The organism is Bradyrhizobium shewense (assembly GCF_900094605.1).
Classification (GTDB): Bacteria; Pseudomonadota; Alphaproteobacteria; order Rhizobiales; family Xanthobacteraceae; genus Bradyrhizobium; species Bradyrhizobium shewense.
This window is the reverse complement of record NZ_FMAI01000001.1, coordinates 213192-229042: the sequence shown is the minus strand read 5'-3', so window position 1 is coordinate 229042 and position 15851 is coordinate 213192. Positions and strand designations below refer to the sequence as shown.

15 protein-coding genes are annotated in these 15851 nt (G+C 61.8%); 12 read left to right on the top strand and 3 right to left on the bottom strand.

Features of this window, described 5'->3' with window-relative positions:
* The 4 genes from GA0061098_RS00955 (at position 1) to GA0061098_RS00940 (ending at position 5997) form a co-directional block, all read left to right on the top strand.
* Positions 1 to 660 (top strand): ATP-binding cassette domain-containing protein, encoded by a 660-nt coding sequence (locus GA0061098_RS00955; protein WP_091952475.1) that lies wholly within the window; start codon positions 1 to 3, stop codon positions 658 to 660.
* Between the two features lie 33 nt (positions 661 to 693).
* Positions 694 to 2130, top strand: coding sequence for an NAD-dependent succinate-semialdehyde dehydrogenase (locus tag GA0061098_RS00950; protein ID WP_091952474.1), 1437 nt, complete (start codon positions 694 to 696; stop codon positions 2128 to 2130).
* A gap of 752 nt (positions 2131 to 2882) precedes the next feature.
* Complete coding sequence (locus tag GA0061098_RS00945; protein WP_038948946.1) at positions 2883 to 4082, top strand: ABC transporter substrate-binding protein; 1200 nt, start codon at positions 2883 to 2885, stop codon at positions 4080 to 4082.
* Positions 4083 to 4194: 112 nt separating this feature from the next.
* Positions 4195 to 5997, top strand: a complete 1803-nt coding sequence (locus GA0061098_RS00940) for an AMP-binding protein (RefSeq protein ID WP_091953842.1) — start codon at positions 4195 to 4197, stop codon at positions 5995 to 5997.
* 107 nt (positions 5998 to 6104) lie between these two features.
* Here GA0061098_RS00940 and GA0061098_RS00935 read toward each other — a convergent pair whose 3' ends face one another.
* A complete protein-coding gene (locus GA0061098_RS00935) occupies positions 6105 to 6617 on the bottom strand; it encodes a winged helix-turn-helix transcriptional regulator (RefSeq protein WP_091952473.1) in 513 nt (170 codons plus the stop codon).
* A 236-nt stretch (positions 6618 to 6853) separates the two neighbouring features.
* On the opposite strand from GA0061098_RS00935, the gene GA0061098_RS00930 reads away from it, so the two are divergent.
* From GA0061098_RS00930 to GA0061098_RS00900, 7 genes are all read left to right on the top strand, one after another.
* Positions 6854 to 7483 (top strand): 2-hydroxychromene-2-carboxylate isomerase, encoded by a 630-nt coding sequence (locus tag GA0061098_RS00930; protein WP_091952471.1) that lies wholly within the window; start codon positions 6854 to 6856, stop codon positions 7481 to 7483.
* Between the two features lie 43 nt (positions 7484 to 7526).
* Positions 7527 to 8264, top strand: a complete 738-nt coding sequence (locus GA0061098_RS00925; protein WP_091952469.1) for an SDR family oxidoreductase — start codon at positions 7527 to 7529, stop codon at positions 8262 to 8264.
* Between the two features lie 14 nt (positions 8265 to 8278).
* The gene (locus GA0061098_RS00920) at positions 8279 to 9460 is read left to right on the top strand and encodes an acyl-CoA dehydrogenase family protein (RefSeq protein WP_091952467.1); all 1182 of its coding nucleotides are present in this window, start codon (positions 8279 to 8281) and stop codon (positions 9458 to 9460) included.
* 24 nt (positions 9461 to 9484) lie between these two features.
* Complete coding sequence (locus GA0061098_RS00915; protein WP_091952465.1) at positions 9485 to 10615, top strand: acyl-CoA dehydrogenase family protein; 1131 nt, start codon at positions 9485 to 9487, stop codon at positions 10613 to 10615.
* 15 nt (positions 10616 to 10630) lie between these two features.
* Entirely contained in the window at positions 10631 to 11818 is a 1188-nt protein-coding gene (locus GA0061098_RS00910; protein ID WP_091952463.1) for an acetyl-CoA C-acyltransferase, read from the top strand.
* A 23-nt stretch (positions 11819 to 11841) separates the two neighbouring features.
* Positions 11842 to 12846 (top strand): NAD(P)H-dependent flavin oxidoreductase, encoded by a 1005-nt coding sequence (locus tag GA0061098_RS00905; RefSeq protein WP_091952460.1) that lies wholly within the window; start codon positions 11842 to 11844, stop codon positions 12844 to 12846.
* A 118-nt stretch (positions 12847 to 12964) separates the two neighbouring features.
* Positions 12965 to 13576, top strand: coding sequence for a TetR/AcrR family transcriptional regulator (locus GA0061098_RS00900; protein WP_091952457.1), 612 nt, complete (start codon positions 12965 to 12967; stop codon positions 13574 to 13576).
* 91 nt (positions 13577 to 13667) lie between these two features.
* Here the strand turns inward: GA0061098_RS00900 and GA0061098_RS00895 are convergent, their stop codons facing one another.
* Positions 13668 to 14828: an iron-containing alcohol dehydrogenase gene (locus GA0061098_RS00895; RefSeq protein WP_091952455.1), complete on the bottom strand. Its 1161-nt coding sequence runs from the start codon at positions 14826 to 14828 to the stop codon at positions 13668 to 13670.
* A gap of 319 nt (positions 14829 to 15147) precedes the next feature.
* The gene (locus tag GA0061098_RS47380; RefSeq protein WP_129590807.1) at positions 15148 to 15321 is read right to left on the bottom strand and encodes a dihydroxy-acid dehydratase domain-containing protein; all 174 of its coding nucleotides are present in this window, start codon (positions 15319 to 15321) and stop codon (positions 15148 to 15150) included.
* A 168-nt stretch (positions 15322 to 15489) separates the two neighbouring features.
* Here GA0061098_RS47380 and GA0061098_RS44665 point away from each other — a divergent pair, with 168 nt between their 5' ends.
* Entirely contained in the window at positions 15490 to 15705 is a 216-nt protein-coding gene (locus tag GA0061098_RS44665; RefSeq protein WP_165637084.1) for a hypothetical protein, read from the top strand.
* Positions 15706 to 15851: the final 146 nt, after the last annotated feature.

Genomic DNA, 15851 nt, shown 5'->3' with positions numbered 1-15851 from the left:
GTGTCCGCGCCGCTGCTCGTTCTCGATGATATCCGCAAGGTCTACACCAGAGGCCGCGTCATCCGACGCCCCACCTTCACGCTTGAAGCAAATCTGTCGCTGGAGGAACCCGGCATCGTCGGCGTCGTGGGGCCGAACGGAGCCGGCAAGACCACGCTGTTCGAGATGATGACCGGTTCCAATGCGCCCACCTCAGGCCGCGTGCTAGTCGCCGGCACCGATATCCACGGCGTCAAATACCGCGAGCGCGACCGGCTGGCGATCCACTATCACCAGTCCTACCAGGTCCGGCGCTTTCGCAAGCGGATCCCGTCGGCCTTCCTGGCGCCATCGCCGACCCGGACACCGCTGGTGCACCTGTTCGACGAGCCGCAGTTCAACCTGCAGGATGGCTATATCGGCTTCATGCTCGATTTTTTCCGCAAGCTGCGGGACGAGGGCAGGCTGGTCATTCTCTGTATGCATCCGACCGCGAGCTGGCACCTGGACATCTTGGCGGAGATCGCCGGCCAATTCCTGTTCGTAGCCGGCGGCGGGGTGACGCGCATGGCGGATTTCCGCTCCCTGGTCGCCGAGCAGCGCTTCCGCCTTTATCTCGGACCGGAGATGACGCGGGCCGCCGATGCCATTGCCATGGCGGCCCGATCGTCCACACGTTGAAACCAATACAGAAGCGATTACAGGGAGAGACCGTTGGCTTATTCGAACACCCAGCTTTTCATCGGCGGCAAATGGCGTCCGGCCCAGTCGGGCAAGGTCATCGAGGTCCTCAACCCCGCGACCGAAGAGGTGATCGGCACCGTAGCCCATGCCGGCAAGGCCGACCTCGACGAGGCACTCGCCGCGGCCGCGGCAGGCTTCAAGGTCTGGCGCAACGTCGCTCCGTTCGAGCGCTGCCGCATCATGCGCAAGGCCGCGGCGATCATGCGCGAGCGCAATGACGAGATCGCGCCGCTTCTAACGATGGAGCAGGGCAAGACGCTCGGCGAAGCCAGGATGGAAGCGATGGCAGCCGCCGACGTGATCGAATGGTTCGCCGAAGAAGCCAAGCGCTCCTATGGCCGGCTGATCCCGGCGCGCGGACCGGGCATCTACCAGCTCGCGATGAAGGAGCCGGTCGGTCCGGTCGCGGCGTTCACGCCGTGGAATTTCCCGATCAACCAGGTCGTGCGAAAGCTCTCGGCCGCGCTCGGCGCCGGCTGCTCGATCATCGTCAAGGCGCCGGAGGAGACGCCCGCCTCGCCCGCCCAGCTCATCCGTGCGTTCGCTGACGCGGGCGTGCCGGACGGGGTCATCAATCTCGTCTATGGCGTGCCGGCAGAGATTTCCGAATATCTCATCCCGCATCCGGTGATCCGGAAGATCTCCTTCACCGGATCGACCCATGTCGGCAAACAGCTCAATGCGCTTGCCGGCCTGCACATGAAGCGCGCTACCATGGAGCTCGGCGGTCACGCGCCGGCCATCGTGTTTAGGGATGCCGACGTCACCTCAGCTGCGAAGGTTTTGGCGGCGGCGAAGTATCGCAATGCCGGCCAGGTCTGCATCTCGCCGACCCGCATGCTGGTGCAGGACGATGTGTTTAGGGAGTTCGTCGACAAGTTCGTGGACGGCGCCAAGACGTTCAAGGTCGGCAACGGCCTCGATCCCGATTCCAAGATGGGCTCGCTGGCCAATCCGCGCCGTGTCACGGCGATCGAAGGCATGGTGCAGGACGCTGTCGGCAGGGGCGCCAAGCTCGAGACGGGCGGCCAACGCGTCGGCAACAAAGGCTACTTCTTCGAGCCCACGGTGGTGAGCGACGTGCCGAAGGATGCACGGGCGATGAACGAGGAGCCGTTCGGCCCTCTGGCGCTGATCTCGCGCTTCTCGACCTTCGACGAAGTCGTCGAGGAAGCTAATCGCCTGCCGTTCGGTCTTGCCTCCTACGCCTTCACCAGCTCCACCAAGACTGCAACCGCGATCGGCTCGGCGATCGAAGCGGGCATGATGTCCATCAACAGCTTCGGTCTGGCCTTGCCCGAAGTGCCGTTCGGCGGGATCAAGGATTCCGGCTACGGCTCGGAAGGGGGCACCGAGGCGATGGAAGCCTACCTCAACACCAAATTTATAAGCCAGACCGGTCTGTAGATGCGATGGTCCCAGACCCCGTGAATGTCACCGTTCAAGCGAGGCTCATCGTTCGGCGGCAGGTCAAATCACGGGTTCTTCTTGGAAGCCTGAAGTGTGCGCTTATCTTCAGCGCGGTCCACGGATTGGCTTGCCAGTATGCTCGTAGCGTCCGTGTCGCGAGATCACGGGCGGCGTCGGCTGCGCCCTGAACGTCTTGAAGACCTTGGAATTCGCCCCTCTCAGTGGAGCGTGCTCCCGCTTTGACGTTCCTTTGTCTATAGCCTGAGCCCTTCAATCGAGCGCCGCGCATCTAAAGCGGATCGCTGGCCTGCTGGCCGGGCGTGTTGCGGCGCAGCCGTCGATGCTATTTGACGGCTCACCTCCGATCATCTCTTAAGTTCAATAACAGAATGAATTGGTCTGATATTGTGACGCGCGATATCCGGGCCGAGAGGGGCGTCTCCGCGCCTGGACATCGGTATCAGCCTCTAGCTCTGCTGTTGTCGAATCATGCGTACAACTCTTCACAAAATCGCAAGCGCTTCGTCCTTTGTCAGGGGGAGATGCATCTAAGCGCTTGACGAGTTCTAAAAAAGAACTGTAGGTTCGGGGAATGAGGCGGCCAATCCAAGAGCCGCAACGGTTGACGCGTTTGGCCATCGACGCTTGGCGAGCGCGCTCGATTTCGCACGGCATTATGCCTAGCGAGCCGTAGAGACACATAAGAATCGAACGGCGCACCGGAAGAGTGCGCCTCAGGGAGGATGCCGATGTTGCCGAGATGGAAGAGTCTTGCCGTTCTGCTCGTGCTATTGGGCAGCCCGGCATTCGCGGCCGACGAGCCCGGGGTTACCGCGACCGAAATCAAGATTGGCGGGGTGTTTCCGTTCAGCGGGCCGGCTTCATCGATCGGTCTCGTGGGCAAGGGGCTGATCGCCTACATTCAGTCCCTGAATGACCGCGGCGGCATCAGCGGGCGCAAGATCAATTACGTCGCCTATGACGATGCCTATAGTCCACCCAAAGCGGTGGAGCAGGTTCGCAAGCTCGTCGAGAGCGATGAAGTTGCATTCATGTTCGGCCAGCTCGGCACTCCCGCCATTTCGGCGACGTCAAAATACCTGAAGTCGAAAGGGGTGCCCAGCATCGCGATCGTCAGCGGATCGTCCAAGTTCACCGACGTCGCCAGTTACCCGCTGATCACGACAGGTCTCGTCAGCTACGATACCGAGGGAAAGATCTACGCCAAATACCTCACGAAGGCTCTGCCGAACGCCAAATATGCGATCCTCTACCAGAATGACGACCTCGGAAAAGACTACGTCAACGCCTTCAAGGCGTTTCTCGGTAAGGACTACGATCGCAGGGTCGTCACCGCGTCCTATGAGGTCACTGAACCGACCGTCGATTCGCAGATCACCAACCTGAAGAGCTCCGGTGCGGATGCCCTGATGATCGCGGGCACGCCGAAATTCGCTGCGCAGGCGATCCGGCAGGCCTCTTTGATTGGCTGGAAGGCGACCGTCATCATCAACTTTCCGTCCGGTTCGGTTGGAGGCACGCTCACGCCGGCCGGCCTCGACAAGTCGACTGGCGTGATCGTCGGCACCATCAACAAGGATGTCGTGGATCCGAAGTGGAAAGATGATCCCGGCATGCAGGCCTATCGGGCGTTTATCGACAAATATCTGCCCGGCGTCGATATCACTAACGGCAGCTATCTCACCGGTTATCAGCAGGGCATCCTGCTCGAGCAGATCCTGAAGCAATGCGGGGACGACCTGTCCCGCAAGAACATCCTGGCGCAGGCCAAGAACCTTCGGGACTTCGTCGTCCCGACCGCACTGCCGGGCATCAAGATCAACACCAGCGAAACCGAGAACATGATCTGGACGCAGATGCGTCTGCAGCGCTGGACCGGCTCGACTTGGGAAGCCTTCGGAGAAGTGTTGGACGCCAGGTCCGAATGAGCACGTAACAGGCGAGAGGGCGAGCGGCATTGACGACGTGCCGGCGCCGGCGTCCTGCGCGACGAGCGCAAGGGGTGCGATCGCCATTCCGGTACTTCAGGAGATCAATTCGATGTCGACGAAGGCACTGACGTTTGCGCCGCGCGAGGTTTCAATCGAGCGCCGACCAGATGGCGCGCTCATATTGAGCTCACCCCTGGAGTGGAAGCCCTGTGACTGGCGCATCACGGACTTCTTGCCGAATTGGGCAAGCGCCACACCGGACCGGATATTCCTCGCGCAGCGCAACGCGAAGGGCGGGTGGGACGAGATCACCTACAGCGAGGCTTGGTCTCAGGTCCAGGCGGTGGGCCAGAGTTTGCTTGATCTGGGCGCAAAGCCAGCGGACAAGCTGGCCATCCTCTCCGGAAACTCGATCGAGAACGCGGTGGTTTCGTTTGCTGCGATGTCAATCGGCGTCATCCTGGCGTCGATATCGCCAAACTACACGCTGATGCCCGGTGGACTTGCTCGTCTCAAGGACATCGCCGAAGTGTTGCGCCCGAGCTTCGTGTTCGTCCAAAGCGGACGTGAGTTTTCCGCAGGCCGTACCATTCCGGAATTGGCAGCCGCGACCTGGATCAGTGTCGATGGCGCGCCGGACACGGTGCCCTTCCGCACCCTGACAGCCAAAACCGCGTGCGACGGATTTGCCGGGGCATCTGGTGCGGTCTCGTGCGACGCGGTCGCCAAGATACTCTTCACGTCGGGTTCGACGGGCTTTCCGAAAGGCGTGCTCAACACCCACCGCATGATGGCAAGTTCCCTGCAAATGGGTAGCCAGCTCGTGTCTCCTCCGGCTGCGCCAGTCCAGGTGGAGTGGTTGCCTTGGCACCACACGATGGGCAGCAACGTCATTCTTCACGGCATCCTCAAGAACGGCGGGACGCTCTATATCGACGACGGCCGTCCGCTGCCGCAGCTCTTTCACATGACGGTCGCCAATCTCAAGGAAGTGTCGCCGACCGCCATGTTCAACGTGCCTGCCGGCTATAACCTCCTGTGTGACGCGGTCGAGAAGGATCTCGATCTGGGCGCCAGTGTATTCAAGCGGATGGACCGAATGAGTTATGCCGGCGCTGCAATTTCAAAGGACACGCTGGAGAAGCTCTATCGCTTGACACTCTCGGTGACCGGCCGGCGAATTCCGGTCATGTCGGGCTACGGTACGACCGAAACCGCCCCGACCATCAGTACGACCCATTGGGCGACAGATCGACCCGGCGAGATCGGTCTTCCCGCGCCGGGACTGCGGCTCAAGCTCATTCCGGTCTCGGATACTTACGAGGTCAGGGTCAAGGGACCCAACGTCACGCCGGGTTATCTCGGGCGGCCGGATTTGACGGAAATGGCCTTCGACGAGGAAGGCTTCTATCGCATCGGCGATACTGTCTCGTTTCTGGATCCGCAGAAGCCTGAACTCGGGCTGCGCTTTACCGGACGAATTTCCGAGAACTTCAAGCTTGCGAATGGGACCTGGGTCTCGATCGGCAATATGCGCGCGGCAATCCTGGCCGCAACGCGCGGTGTCTTGCTCGACATGGTGGTCGCGGGCGAAAGTCGTGAGGCGTGCGCGCTGCTCTGCTGGTTGAACCCCACGGAGGCCGCACGGATCTCGAAAACTCCGGGTGCGGATCTGACCTCGGATCCCGCCGTGGTCGGGTTCCTGCTGGATCGCTTTCGGGGCTACAATGAGACCGTCGGAAGCAGCGAACGGATCTGCTCCTTCGTTCTGCTGAAAGATCCGCCATCAATGGCGGCAGGAGAAATCACCGACAAGGCCTATGTCAACCAACGCGCTGTGCTGAAAGTTCGATCCGAACAGGTTGAGCGTCTCTATACCCACGAAGCTGGCGCCGATGTGATCCGGGTCTGAGAGCGAGCTTGTCGCTGTGCGGATGTTACGGACTCCCTGGCCGCCAGATCGCGTCTGCCGGTACCTTCTGCGGGATTGTTTGCCGCGGAACGGCTTCGGTGCGGGCCTCAGGCCGCCCGCGAGCGCGCCTTTGTTTTCGAGGTCGTCGGCGCCGCTGCCGCCGGGGCGCTGCGAGCACCGGGCCCGGGATGAGTATGAACCTCCTTGGCCGACAGCGGCTCGCCGCATTCGGAGCACACCATGACCGGGTCGAAATCTTTTCCGCACTTGCGATGCTGGTGCAGCAAGGGGCGGCCGCGCTCGTCGACCATGTGAGTATCGCCCCAATGCACGATTGCCATCATGATCGGATACAGATCGAGCCCCTTCTGGGTCAGGATATATTCGTGCCGTTTGGGGGATTCCTGGTAGGGAATGCGGCGCAGAATGCCCTGCCGAACCAACTTCTTCAGACGTTCGGCAAGCAAATGCCGGGTGATTCCGAGTGCCGACTGAAATCCCTCGAAGCGGCGTGTGCGCAGAAAGCACTCGCGCAGGATCAGAAGAGTCCAGCGGTCGCCGATCACGCCGATAGTTCGGGCCATCGAGCACGGCTCTTCCTCGAGTTCCTTCCACTTCATCCACACACTCCAATCGCCGCCGCGGCACGGACCTCGCCTCGAATCGTTGCGGAGGCCGGCGCGAGATTTGCCATTCTAGATAGGTACTAAACTCCAAACAATACCCTTCCAGGCAAGACGAAATCAGCAGATCGCGGGAGGGTTTGACAGTTCTATTTTAGAACTGTATGTTTGAGGAAAGTCAGGCCGGCGACCGGATCGCCAGTGCAAGTACATGTTCCGCGGGAGGAGCCGAGATGACCTTGAAGATTGAATTCCAATTCGATTTCGGCAGCCCGAACGCTTATCTGGCAGAGGTGGCGATTCCGGGCATCGAGCAGCGCACCGGTGCGAAATTCGAGTATGTTCCGGTTCTGCTCGGCGGCATCTACAAGGCGACGGGCAACATGTCACCGTTCGACTCGCTTCGTGGGATCAAGAATAAGCCGGAATATCAGGCGCTCGAGACCCAGCGGTTTATCCGCCGCCACAACGTCACGAAATTCCGCCAGAATCCCTTCTTTCCGGTCAATACGCTGATGCTGATGCGGGGCGCCGTGGCAGCCCAGTTCGAAGGCGTGTTCGAGTTCTATTTTCGCGCGGCCTATCACCATATGTGGGAAGAGCCGAAGAAGATGGACGACCTCGAAATCTTCCGGAAAGCGTTCATCGCTTCGGGGCTCGATATCGACAGATTGATCGCTCGCGCCCAGCAGGACGACGTCAAGAAGAGGTTGATTGAACTGACCAGCGACGCCGTCAACCGAGGCGCGTTCGGTTCGCCAACCTTCTTCGTCGGCAAGGAGATGTTCTTCGGCAAGGACCAGCTTCGTGACGTCGAGGAGTCCATCCTCGAGCAAACGAGGCCAGTCGCAAGGACGGCATAGAGCTGCCGAGTTAACGAAGTTCAATCCAACCGGGAGACGATCCATGCAAAAGAGAAACGCTACTGTCGCAGTGATCGGTGCCGGCGACTATATCGGCGGCGAGATCGCCAAGAAGTTCGCCTCTGAGGGCTTCACGGTGTTTGCCGGGCGCCGGAACGGGGCCAAGCTCGAGCCGCTCGTCAAGGAGATTGAGGCCGCCGGAGGCGAAATCCACGCGCGCTCGCTGGATGCCCGCAACGAGGAGGAGGTCATCTCCTTCCTCGCCGATGCCGACAAGCATGCGCCGCTCGAGGTCTGCATCTTCAACATCGGCGCCAACGTCAACTTTCCGATCCTCGATACGACCGAGCGGGTCTTCCGCAAAGTCTGGGAGATGGCCTGCTATTCCGGCTTTCTCGCCGGCCGCGAAGCCGCGCGGCTCATGCTGCCTCGCGGCGGCGGCAACATCTTCTTCACCGGCGCGACAGCGTCGCTCCGCGGCGGCAGCGGCTATGCCGCCTTTGCCAGCGCGAAGTTCGGCCTGCGGGCGGTGGCCCAGGCGATGGCGCGCGAGCTCGGCCCCAAAAACATTCACGTCGCGCATCTCATCATCGATTCCGGCGTCGATACGGAATGGGTGCGGCAGCGCCGGCTCGAGGCGCTCGGTCCGAATGCGCTCGACGATCCCGATCTGCTGATGCCGCCGTCGTCCGTCGCTGCATCCTATTGGCAGCTTTATCAGCAGCCGAAGAGCGCGTGGACGTTCGAGCTGGAAATCCGTCCCTTCGGCGAGAAGTGGTAAGGGAGACCTTTGCGATGGAGCTTGCGCTGTCTGCCGAGGACGCGGCTTTCCGCGATGAAGTGCGCGCCTTCATCGTGGATAATTATCCGGCGGAGATGCGCGTTCCCAATCCGGAGACCGACCTGACCAAGGAGCAGTCACTGCTCTGGCACCGGATCCTCCACAAGAAGGGCTGGATCGCGCCGCTGTGGCCCAAGGAGTATGGCGGGCCGGGCTGGACGGTCACACAGCGGTTCATCTTTGAGCAGGAAACCTCCCGGGCGGGAACGCTGCCGCCGCTTGCCTTTAGCGTGACCATGGTCGGGCCGGTGATCTACACGTTCGGCAACAAGGCGCAGAAGAAGAAGTTTCTGCCGCGAATTCTCTCCGGCGAGGATTGGTGGTGCCAGGGCTATTCGGAGCCGGGCTCCGGCTCGGACCTTGCGACCGTCAGAACCAAGGCGGTGCGCGAGGGCGACCACTACGTCGTCAACGGGCACAAGACCTGGACCACGCTGGCGCAGCACGCCGACTGGATCTTTTGCCTGGTGCGGACTGATCCGAATGCGAAGCCGCAATCGGGCATTTCCTTCCTGCTGATCGACATGAAGTCGCCCGGCGTCACCGTGCGGCCGATCATTACGATCGACGGTAGCCATGAGGTCAACGACGTCTTTCTCGAGGACGTCCGCGTGCCCGTCGAGAACCTGGTCGGCGAGGAGAACAAGGGCTGGACGTACGCCAAGTTCCTGCTCGGCAACGAACGCACCAGCATGGCGGGCATCGGCCGGTCCACCCGCTATCTCCGCAAGCTGAAGCAGATCGTGAGAGCCGAGATACCGGCCGACGATCCGGCGTATCTGGAATTTCTACGCGACATCGCCCGCGTCGAGCTCGACGTGCTGGCGCTGGAAGCGACCGAACTGCGCGTCGTCGCCCAGATGGCGCGCGGCATCGATCCCGGTCCGGCGGCGTCGCTGTTCAAGATCCGCGGCACCGAGATCTTCCAGGACATCACCGAGCTCACGCACCGCGCGATCGGCAATTATGGTCTTGCGATCCGCGAGCATCCGATCAGCTCCAATCGCTTCATGCCGGGTCCGGACTACGGCCACACCACGTCCGAGAAATATCTGAACGCGCGCAAGCTCAGCATCTACGGCGGATCCAACGAGATCCAGCGAAACATCATCGCCAAAGCCGTGCTCGGGCTCTAAGCCACGGCGGATCGGGAGGACCGGATGGATATTCAGTTCACGGAAGAGCAGGAATTGCTGCGATCCAGCGTTCAGCGCCTTCTGCGCGACCAGTATGATTTCGAGGCGCGGCGCAAGATCGTGGCGAGCGAGGAGGGGTTCAGCCGGACGCGGTGGAAGGCCTTCACCGAGCTCGGCCTGCTCGCTGCGCCGTTTTCCGAGGACGCCGGCGGCCTCGGCGGCGGTCCGTTGTCCACTATGATCGTCATGCAGGAGTTCGGCCGTCACCTCGTCGTCGAGCCTTTCGTCGAAACGGTGGTTCTTGCCGGCAGCCTGATCGAGCAGCTTGGTACGTCCGAGCAGAAGCAGGGAATCATTCCAGGCATCATCGACGGCTCCAGGATCTGGGCGCTGGCCTGGACCGAGAGAGCCTCCCGGTTCGATTTCGCCAATGTCGCGACCAAGGCGCGGCGTGAGGGAGGCGACTACGTTCTGAGCGGCGAGAAGACCATGGTGATGGCAGCGCCTTGGGCGGATCATCTGATCGTCTCGGCGCGGACCGCCGGCGATAATCGCGACCGCGGCGGCGTCAGCCTGTTCGTGGTCGACCGCCATGCCGCGGGCGTCAATCTCCAGAGCTTCAAGACGATCGACGGACGCCGCGCCGCCGAGATCAGTTTGCGCGAGGTCCGCGGGCAATTGTTGGGAGCAGAAGGCGAGGGCGTTGCCGCGCTGGAAACCTGTCGTGACCGCGCGATCGGCGCGCTCTGCGCCGAGGTCGTCGGCGCGATCGGAGAGCTGAATGCCGCAACGTTGGACTATTCAAAGACCCGCAAGCAGTTCGGCACCACCATCGGCTCCTTCCAGGTGTTGCAGCATCGCATGGTCGACATGTTCATTGCCCATCAAGAGGCACTGTCTCTGATGCAGCATCTCAATCTCAGCCTCGACGCCGGTGATTCTGGCCTGTCGCGGCTCGCCTCCGGGGCCAAGTCGAAGATTGGCTATGCCGGGAAGTTCGTAGCCGACCAGGCGGTGCAGCTTCACGGCGGCATGGGAATGACCGACGAGCTGAATGTCGGACACTATTTCAAGCGAATCTCCTCCATCAACATCCAGTTCGGCGATCCCGCATTCCACGTGCTGCGCTACGCGCAGCTGGATGCGGCCGCGTAAAGAGAAGAGGCCAGCATGACGACTGAAGCAGTCATCGTTTCCACCGCCCGGACGGCCGTCGGCAAGGCCTATCGTGGCGCGCTCAACAACACGGACGGCCCGACCATGGCCGGGCATGTGATGGCCGAAGCCGTGAAGCGCGCCGGCATCGCGCCGGGCGAGGTGGAAGACGTGGTGATGGGCTGCGCGATGCAGCAAGGCACCATGGTGATGAATGTGGCGCGCAAGGGCGCGATCCGCGCTGGGCTGCCCGTGACGGTGGCCGGCACCACGATCGACCGGCAATGCGCGTCCGGCCTGCAGGCCATCGCCGTTGCCGCGCGGTCGGTGATGCTTGATGGGGTCGAAGTCGCCATCGGCGGCGGCATCGAGTCGATCAGCCTCGTGCAGAACGAACACATGAACAAATTCCACGCCGTCGACGACGAGCTGATGGCGATGAAGCCCGAAATGTACATGTCGATGCTCGATACGGCGGAGGTCGTTGCCGAGCGGTACAAGATCGGCCGCGACAAGCAGGACGAGTACAGCCTCGAATGCCAGCGCCGCGTCGGCGCCGCTCTGCAGGCCGGCCGCTTCAGCGATGAAATCGTGCCGTTCACGACCAGGATGGCGCTCGTCAGCAAGGACACCAAGGAGGTCACCTACGAACAGGTGACGCTCACGAATGACGAGGGCCCGCGTCCGGAAACCACGGCCGAGGGCCTCGCCAAGATCAAGCCGGTGTTCGAGGGCAAGACCATCAGCGCGGGCAATGCCAGCCAGCTCTCGGACGGTGCTTCGGCCTGTGTGATCACGAGCGGCAAGTTTGCAGCCAGCAAGGGGTTGAAGCCGCTCGGTATCTTCCGCGGCTTCGTCGCCGCCGGGGTCGAGCCGGACGAGATGGGCGTCGGCCCGGTCGCCGCGATCCCGCGCCTGCTCAAGCACCACGGTTTGAGGATCGACGACATCGATCTCTGGGAGCTCAACGAAGCCTATGCGGTGCAGGTAATCTATTGCCGCGACAAGCTCGGCATCGATCCGGACAAGCTCAACGTCAATGGCGGTTCGATCGCCATTGGTCATCCCTACGGCATGACGGGGGCGCGGCTCACCGGCCACCTCCTGATCGAGGGGCGCCGGCGCAAGGCGAAATACGGCGTGGTGACCATGTGCATCGGTGGTGGCATGGGCGCCGCGGGCTTGTTTGAAATCATCCACTGAGCGGAAACGCGGGGAGATCATTCGTGAAGACAGCGATCACTGAACTGTTCGGTATCGAACATCCGATCATCCAGGGCGGAATGCACTATGTCGGCTTCGCCGAAATGGCAGCCGCGGTATCCAACGCCGGCGGGCTCGGCTTGATCACGGGCCTCACCCAGCGGACGCCTGAGCTGCTCGCCAAGGAGATCGCGCGGTGCCGGGACATGACGGACAGGCCGTTCGGCGTGAACCTGACCTTCCTGCCGACCTTCAGCGCCCCGCCTTATCCGGAGTACATCGCTGCCATCAGGGAGGGCGGCGTCAGGATCGTCGAGACGGCCGGACGCAGCCCTGAACAATACATGCCGGCCCTGAAGGCGGGCGGCATCAAGGTGATCCACAAATGCACTTCGGTCCGGCATTCGTTGAAGGCCGAACAGATCGGCTGCGATGCCGTCAGCGTCGACGGCTTCGAGTGCGGCGGTCATCCGGGCGAGGATGACATGCCGAACATGATCCTGCTGCCGCGTGCGGCCGAAGAACTGAAGATCCCGTTCGTGGCTTCCGGCGGCATGGCCGACGCGCGCAGCCTGGTTGCGGCGCTTGCGATGGGAGCGGCGGGAATGAACATGGGTACGCGGTTCATCGCCACCAAGGAAGCGCCGGTGCACGAAAACGTCAAGAAGGCGCTGGTCGCGGCGTCCGAGCTCGACACCAGGCTCGTTATGCGCGCGCTCCGCAACACCGAGCGGGTCCTGAACAACAAGGGCGTCGAGCATCTGCTCGAGATCGAGCGCGAGAAGGGCAGGAGCCTCAAGATCGACGACATCCATGATCAGGTGGCAGGCGTCTATCCCAGGGTGATGATCGACGGCGACATGGACGCGGGCGCCTGGAGCTGCGGCATGGTCGTCGGACTCATTCACGATATTCCGACCGTGAAGGAGTTGATCGACCGCATCATGGCGGACGCCGAGCGATTGATCAGGGGCAGGCTGACGGGATTCCTTGATGCCGACAGTGAGGCCAATCTCAAGGTCGCGTGAAGCCACGGCTTAGCGATCCGCGCTGCAGACGACATGTCGTCGTCTCTGCGCGGGCTGGAAGCTCCGGCCGTGATGGGACCGTCATCAGCGAATATCTTGTGCCATCCCGGAGCAGGCGATGCGTTACCCGAAAGACCATGGGCAGCATACCCGCAGACGCATCGTCGAAAGCGCTTCCCGCGGTCTGCGCCAGGCCGGCGCCGATGGTCTGAGTGTGGCCGACCTGATGAAGCTCGCCAATCTGACGCATGGCAGCTTCTACGCCTACTTCAAATCGCGCGACGCGTTGGTCGTCGAAGGGCTCGCCCTGGCCATGGATCGAACGATCGTGCATTGGCTCAGCCTCACGCAGGGGCTGCCCGCCGGGAAGGGATTCGACGCACTTGTCGAGTCTTACCTGGGTCCTCGCCACCGTGACGATCCGGGGCGCGGTTGCGCGCTGCCGGCCTTGGCCGCCGACATCGGACGTTCAGGTCCGGAGGCGCGGCGCACCCTTGAACGGGGGCTCGGCAAGATGATCGATATCATCGCGCGGCTGATCGCGGCGAGGCCATCATCGGATGTAAGGCAGACAGCCGCCGGCGCGATTGCGACCATGGTCGGCTCGATCGTTTTGGCGCGCGCGGTCGACGACAAGCCCTTGTCTGACCTCCTGCTGGAGGCCGGACGACAGGCTTTGGGCAGTCCGGTCGCGAGCGACTGCGAGAGAACGCATTCGGCCGACAATTGAGACACGGCTTAACCGACGTTGGCTTCTCGACGGGGCGGGCCGATGGCGGAGGCAAACGGCCGTGCCTCTACCATCGGCCGCCGCCATGCAGCTACGCGGCCATTCGCAGCAGATCGACGATTTCGGCTTGGTCGTTGAAGGGACGCGGATTGGCTTTGACGAAGCGATGGTTGATCGCGATTTCGCTGATCTTGCCGAACTTGTCTTCGCCGATGCCGACCTCAGCGAGGCGGCCTGGTAGTCCAAGTTGCCTGACGAACTCCGCAAAGGCGTCTGCCGCGTCCCCACCGGGAGCACCCAAAGCTGCCGCCAAACGCTTCTGCGCGTCATCGGTGAACGGCTTGTTATAGCGAAGAAGGCTCGGCATGATGACGGGCGTGCAATAGTAGTGAGGAACCCCGAAAGTCCCACCAAGCACGTGGCCGATGCCGTGGCTTGCGCCCATGGGAACGCGTGCCTGCAGTCCAAAGGACGCAAGCCATGAGCCGTATTGAGACAAGCGGCGCGCCTCGAAATCGTCAGGTTGTTGCAGGGTCCGGAGCATTCCATCGCGCAGCGTGCGAATACCCGCCAGAACCACTTCGTCAGCAAGGGGGGTGCCAGCCTGCGAGCACAATGCTTCGATGCCGTGATCCATGGAGCGAGTGCCCGATCCCATCCAGAGGTTCGAAGGCGTATGAAGCGTGAGGGCAGGATCGAGGATGACTGCCACCGGCATCATGTGGGGGTGAAAGAATATTTGCTTCAGCTTGTTGCGCTCATCGGTGACAAGCGCTGCGGCATTGTATTCGCCGCCATTCAGCGTTGACGGCACGGCGATCTGTCGGACTGCGGGCGCGCGGAACGGGGAATGGCTCACGCCCGGGCCCATGGGGAACGGATCGAAGCCGGCTTCATCGCGGATATCGTGCTCCATCGCCATGATGACGATCTTGGCGAGGTCAACGGCAGAACCGCCGCCGACGGCCACGACGAGATCGGCGTGTGCTTCCTTGGCGTGGAGCGCAACTTCGGCGGCTTGCTTGCGCGTGGTGTGCTGTGCAATTCCGTCGAAGGTCGCAGCATGTTTGTCGCCGAGCGTATGCCGGATTTTCTCAATCTCGTCGGTTTTGGTGTTCAAGGTGCGGCTGACGATAAGGAAGACGCGCGTTGCCTTCAGTCGCTCCGCTTCTTCGTTGATGGCCTCAGCCGCCGGTCTGCCATAGATCACGCGATCAATTGCCGGAAAATTGTGTGCACCAGTCCTGCGCATTTTATCCTCCCATCGGAACTGCGGTCGAAGCCGAGATAGTCTTTTATATTATGATTATCATGCAATAGTGGTTCAAAAATATCGCACGAACTCAGGGTTCTGCGGCCTTCGCCAGGTTCCACGCGAAGCACCGGCCTGGCTTGCTTGCCGACTTCGCGGTCACCCATCCTTCGGCGCGCTTGCGCCGTCGGAAAGTCACAGCCGCATCAATGTCTTGCAGCGAACTCGGACGCGCCAGTTTCCTGATGCCAATTGAGTGAAGGCCACTACGCTTGTGCACTCCAGCTTCGTGTGCACCGAAAGGCCAAAACGGGTGGGGCTAGTCGAGAAAAGCTGACGCCGAACGCTGCGATAGTTGACGCCCTCGGCATGCAGTATACCTTGCACCGCAAACGCCAAGGCCTGTGCACGAATGTTGCTCGATGCTCTCGAACTCCTCGCGTGTCATCTTGCCGGTACAGGATGCCCCGACGGTCTCGAAAGCCGAGACGATCGTGGGGTCTTTCGCACGCGGAAGCGTGGAGAATGGCGCACCGGCCGACGGGGCCTAACGCTCTGCGAGATTTGAGTGTCTCAGAGGCGCACCCCAGTCGTAGCAAACGCTTGGGCGACGGGCTCCTGGACCCGATTCAAGACCACCATTCCCACAATCGCGATCACCATGGCCGCGACGCAGCCAAGAAGAAAAGCCTTCATCCGCAGCCTCCTTCGATCGAAACGTCAAGGTGTTTATACGACACGGCTTGCCGCGAGCAAACTCGTTGATCGCACCAAGGCACAAGCGATCTTATGGGCTCTTGAAGATGGGATCGACGGAAAAGCCATCGCCGATCAAGCCAAGGGACTGAAGCGCCGCGCTATTCAGGTCGACTTCTAATATCGCAAAAAGAAGCGCAAGCACGATCGCAACGAGGATCAGGAAGGGCGTGGCTTCTCGGGAAAGGGGATCTTGCGGCCCATCAAGCGCGCGGACAGCGCGCAGCCGCGCCATCATCCGCAGAATTGGCCGCGTTGGCCCCTGCA

Bases quoted from the DNA above. Each gene is read 5' to 3' on its own strand.
- GA0061098_RS00945 (WP_038948946.1), top strand. From the start codon at position 2,883: ATGTTGCCGAGATGGAAGAGTCTTGCCGTTCTGCTCGTGCTATTGGGC.
- GA0061098_RS00940 (WP_091953842.1), top strand. From the start codon at position 4,195: ATGTCGACGAAGGCACTGACGTTTGCGCCGCGCGAGGTTTCAATCGAG.
- GA0061098_RS00935 (WP_091952473.1), bottom strand. From the start codon at position 6,617: ATGAAGTGGAAGGAACTCGAGGAAGAGCCGTGCTCGATGGCCCGAACT.
- GA0061098_RS00930 (WP_091952471.1), top strand. From the start codon at position 6,854: ATGACCTTGAAGATTGAATTCCAATTCGATTTCGGCAGCCCGAACGCT.
- GA0061098_RS00925 (WP_091952469.1), top strand. From the start codon at position 7,527: ATGCAAAAGAGAAACGCTACTGTCGCAGTGATCGGTGCCGGCGACTAT.
- GA0061098_RS00920 (WP_091952467.1), top strand. From the start codon at position 8,279: ATGGAGCTTGCGCTGTCTGCCGAGGACGCGGCTTTCCGCGATGAAGTG.
- GA0061098_RS00915 (WP_091952465.1), top strand. From the start codon at position 9,485: ATGGATATTCAGTTCACGGAAGAGCAGGAATTGCTGCGATCCAGCGTT.
- GA0061098_RS00910 (WP_091952463.1), top strand. From the start codon at position 10,631: ATGACGACTGAAGCAGTCATCGTTTCCACCGCCCGGACGGCCGTCGGC.
- GA0061098_RS00900 (WP_091952457.1), top strand. From the start codon at position 12,965: ATGCGTTACCCGAAAGACCATGGGCAGCATACCCGCAGACGCATCGTC.
- GA0061098_RS00895 (WP_091952455.1), bottom strand. From the start codon at position 14,828: ATGCGCAGGACTGGTGCACACAATTTTCCGGCAATTGATCGCGTGATC.
- GA0061098_RS44665 (WP_165637084.1), top strand. From the start codon at position 15,490: ATGGCCGCGACGCAGCCAAGAAGAAAAGCCTTCATCCGCAGCCTCCTT.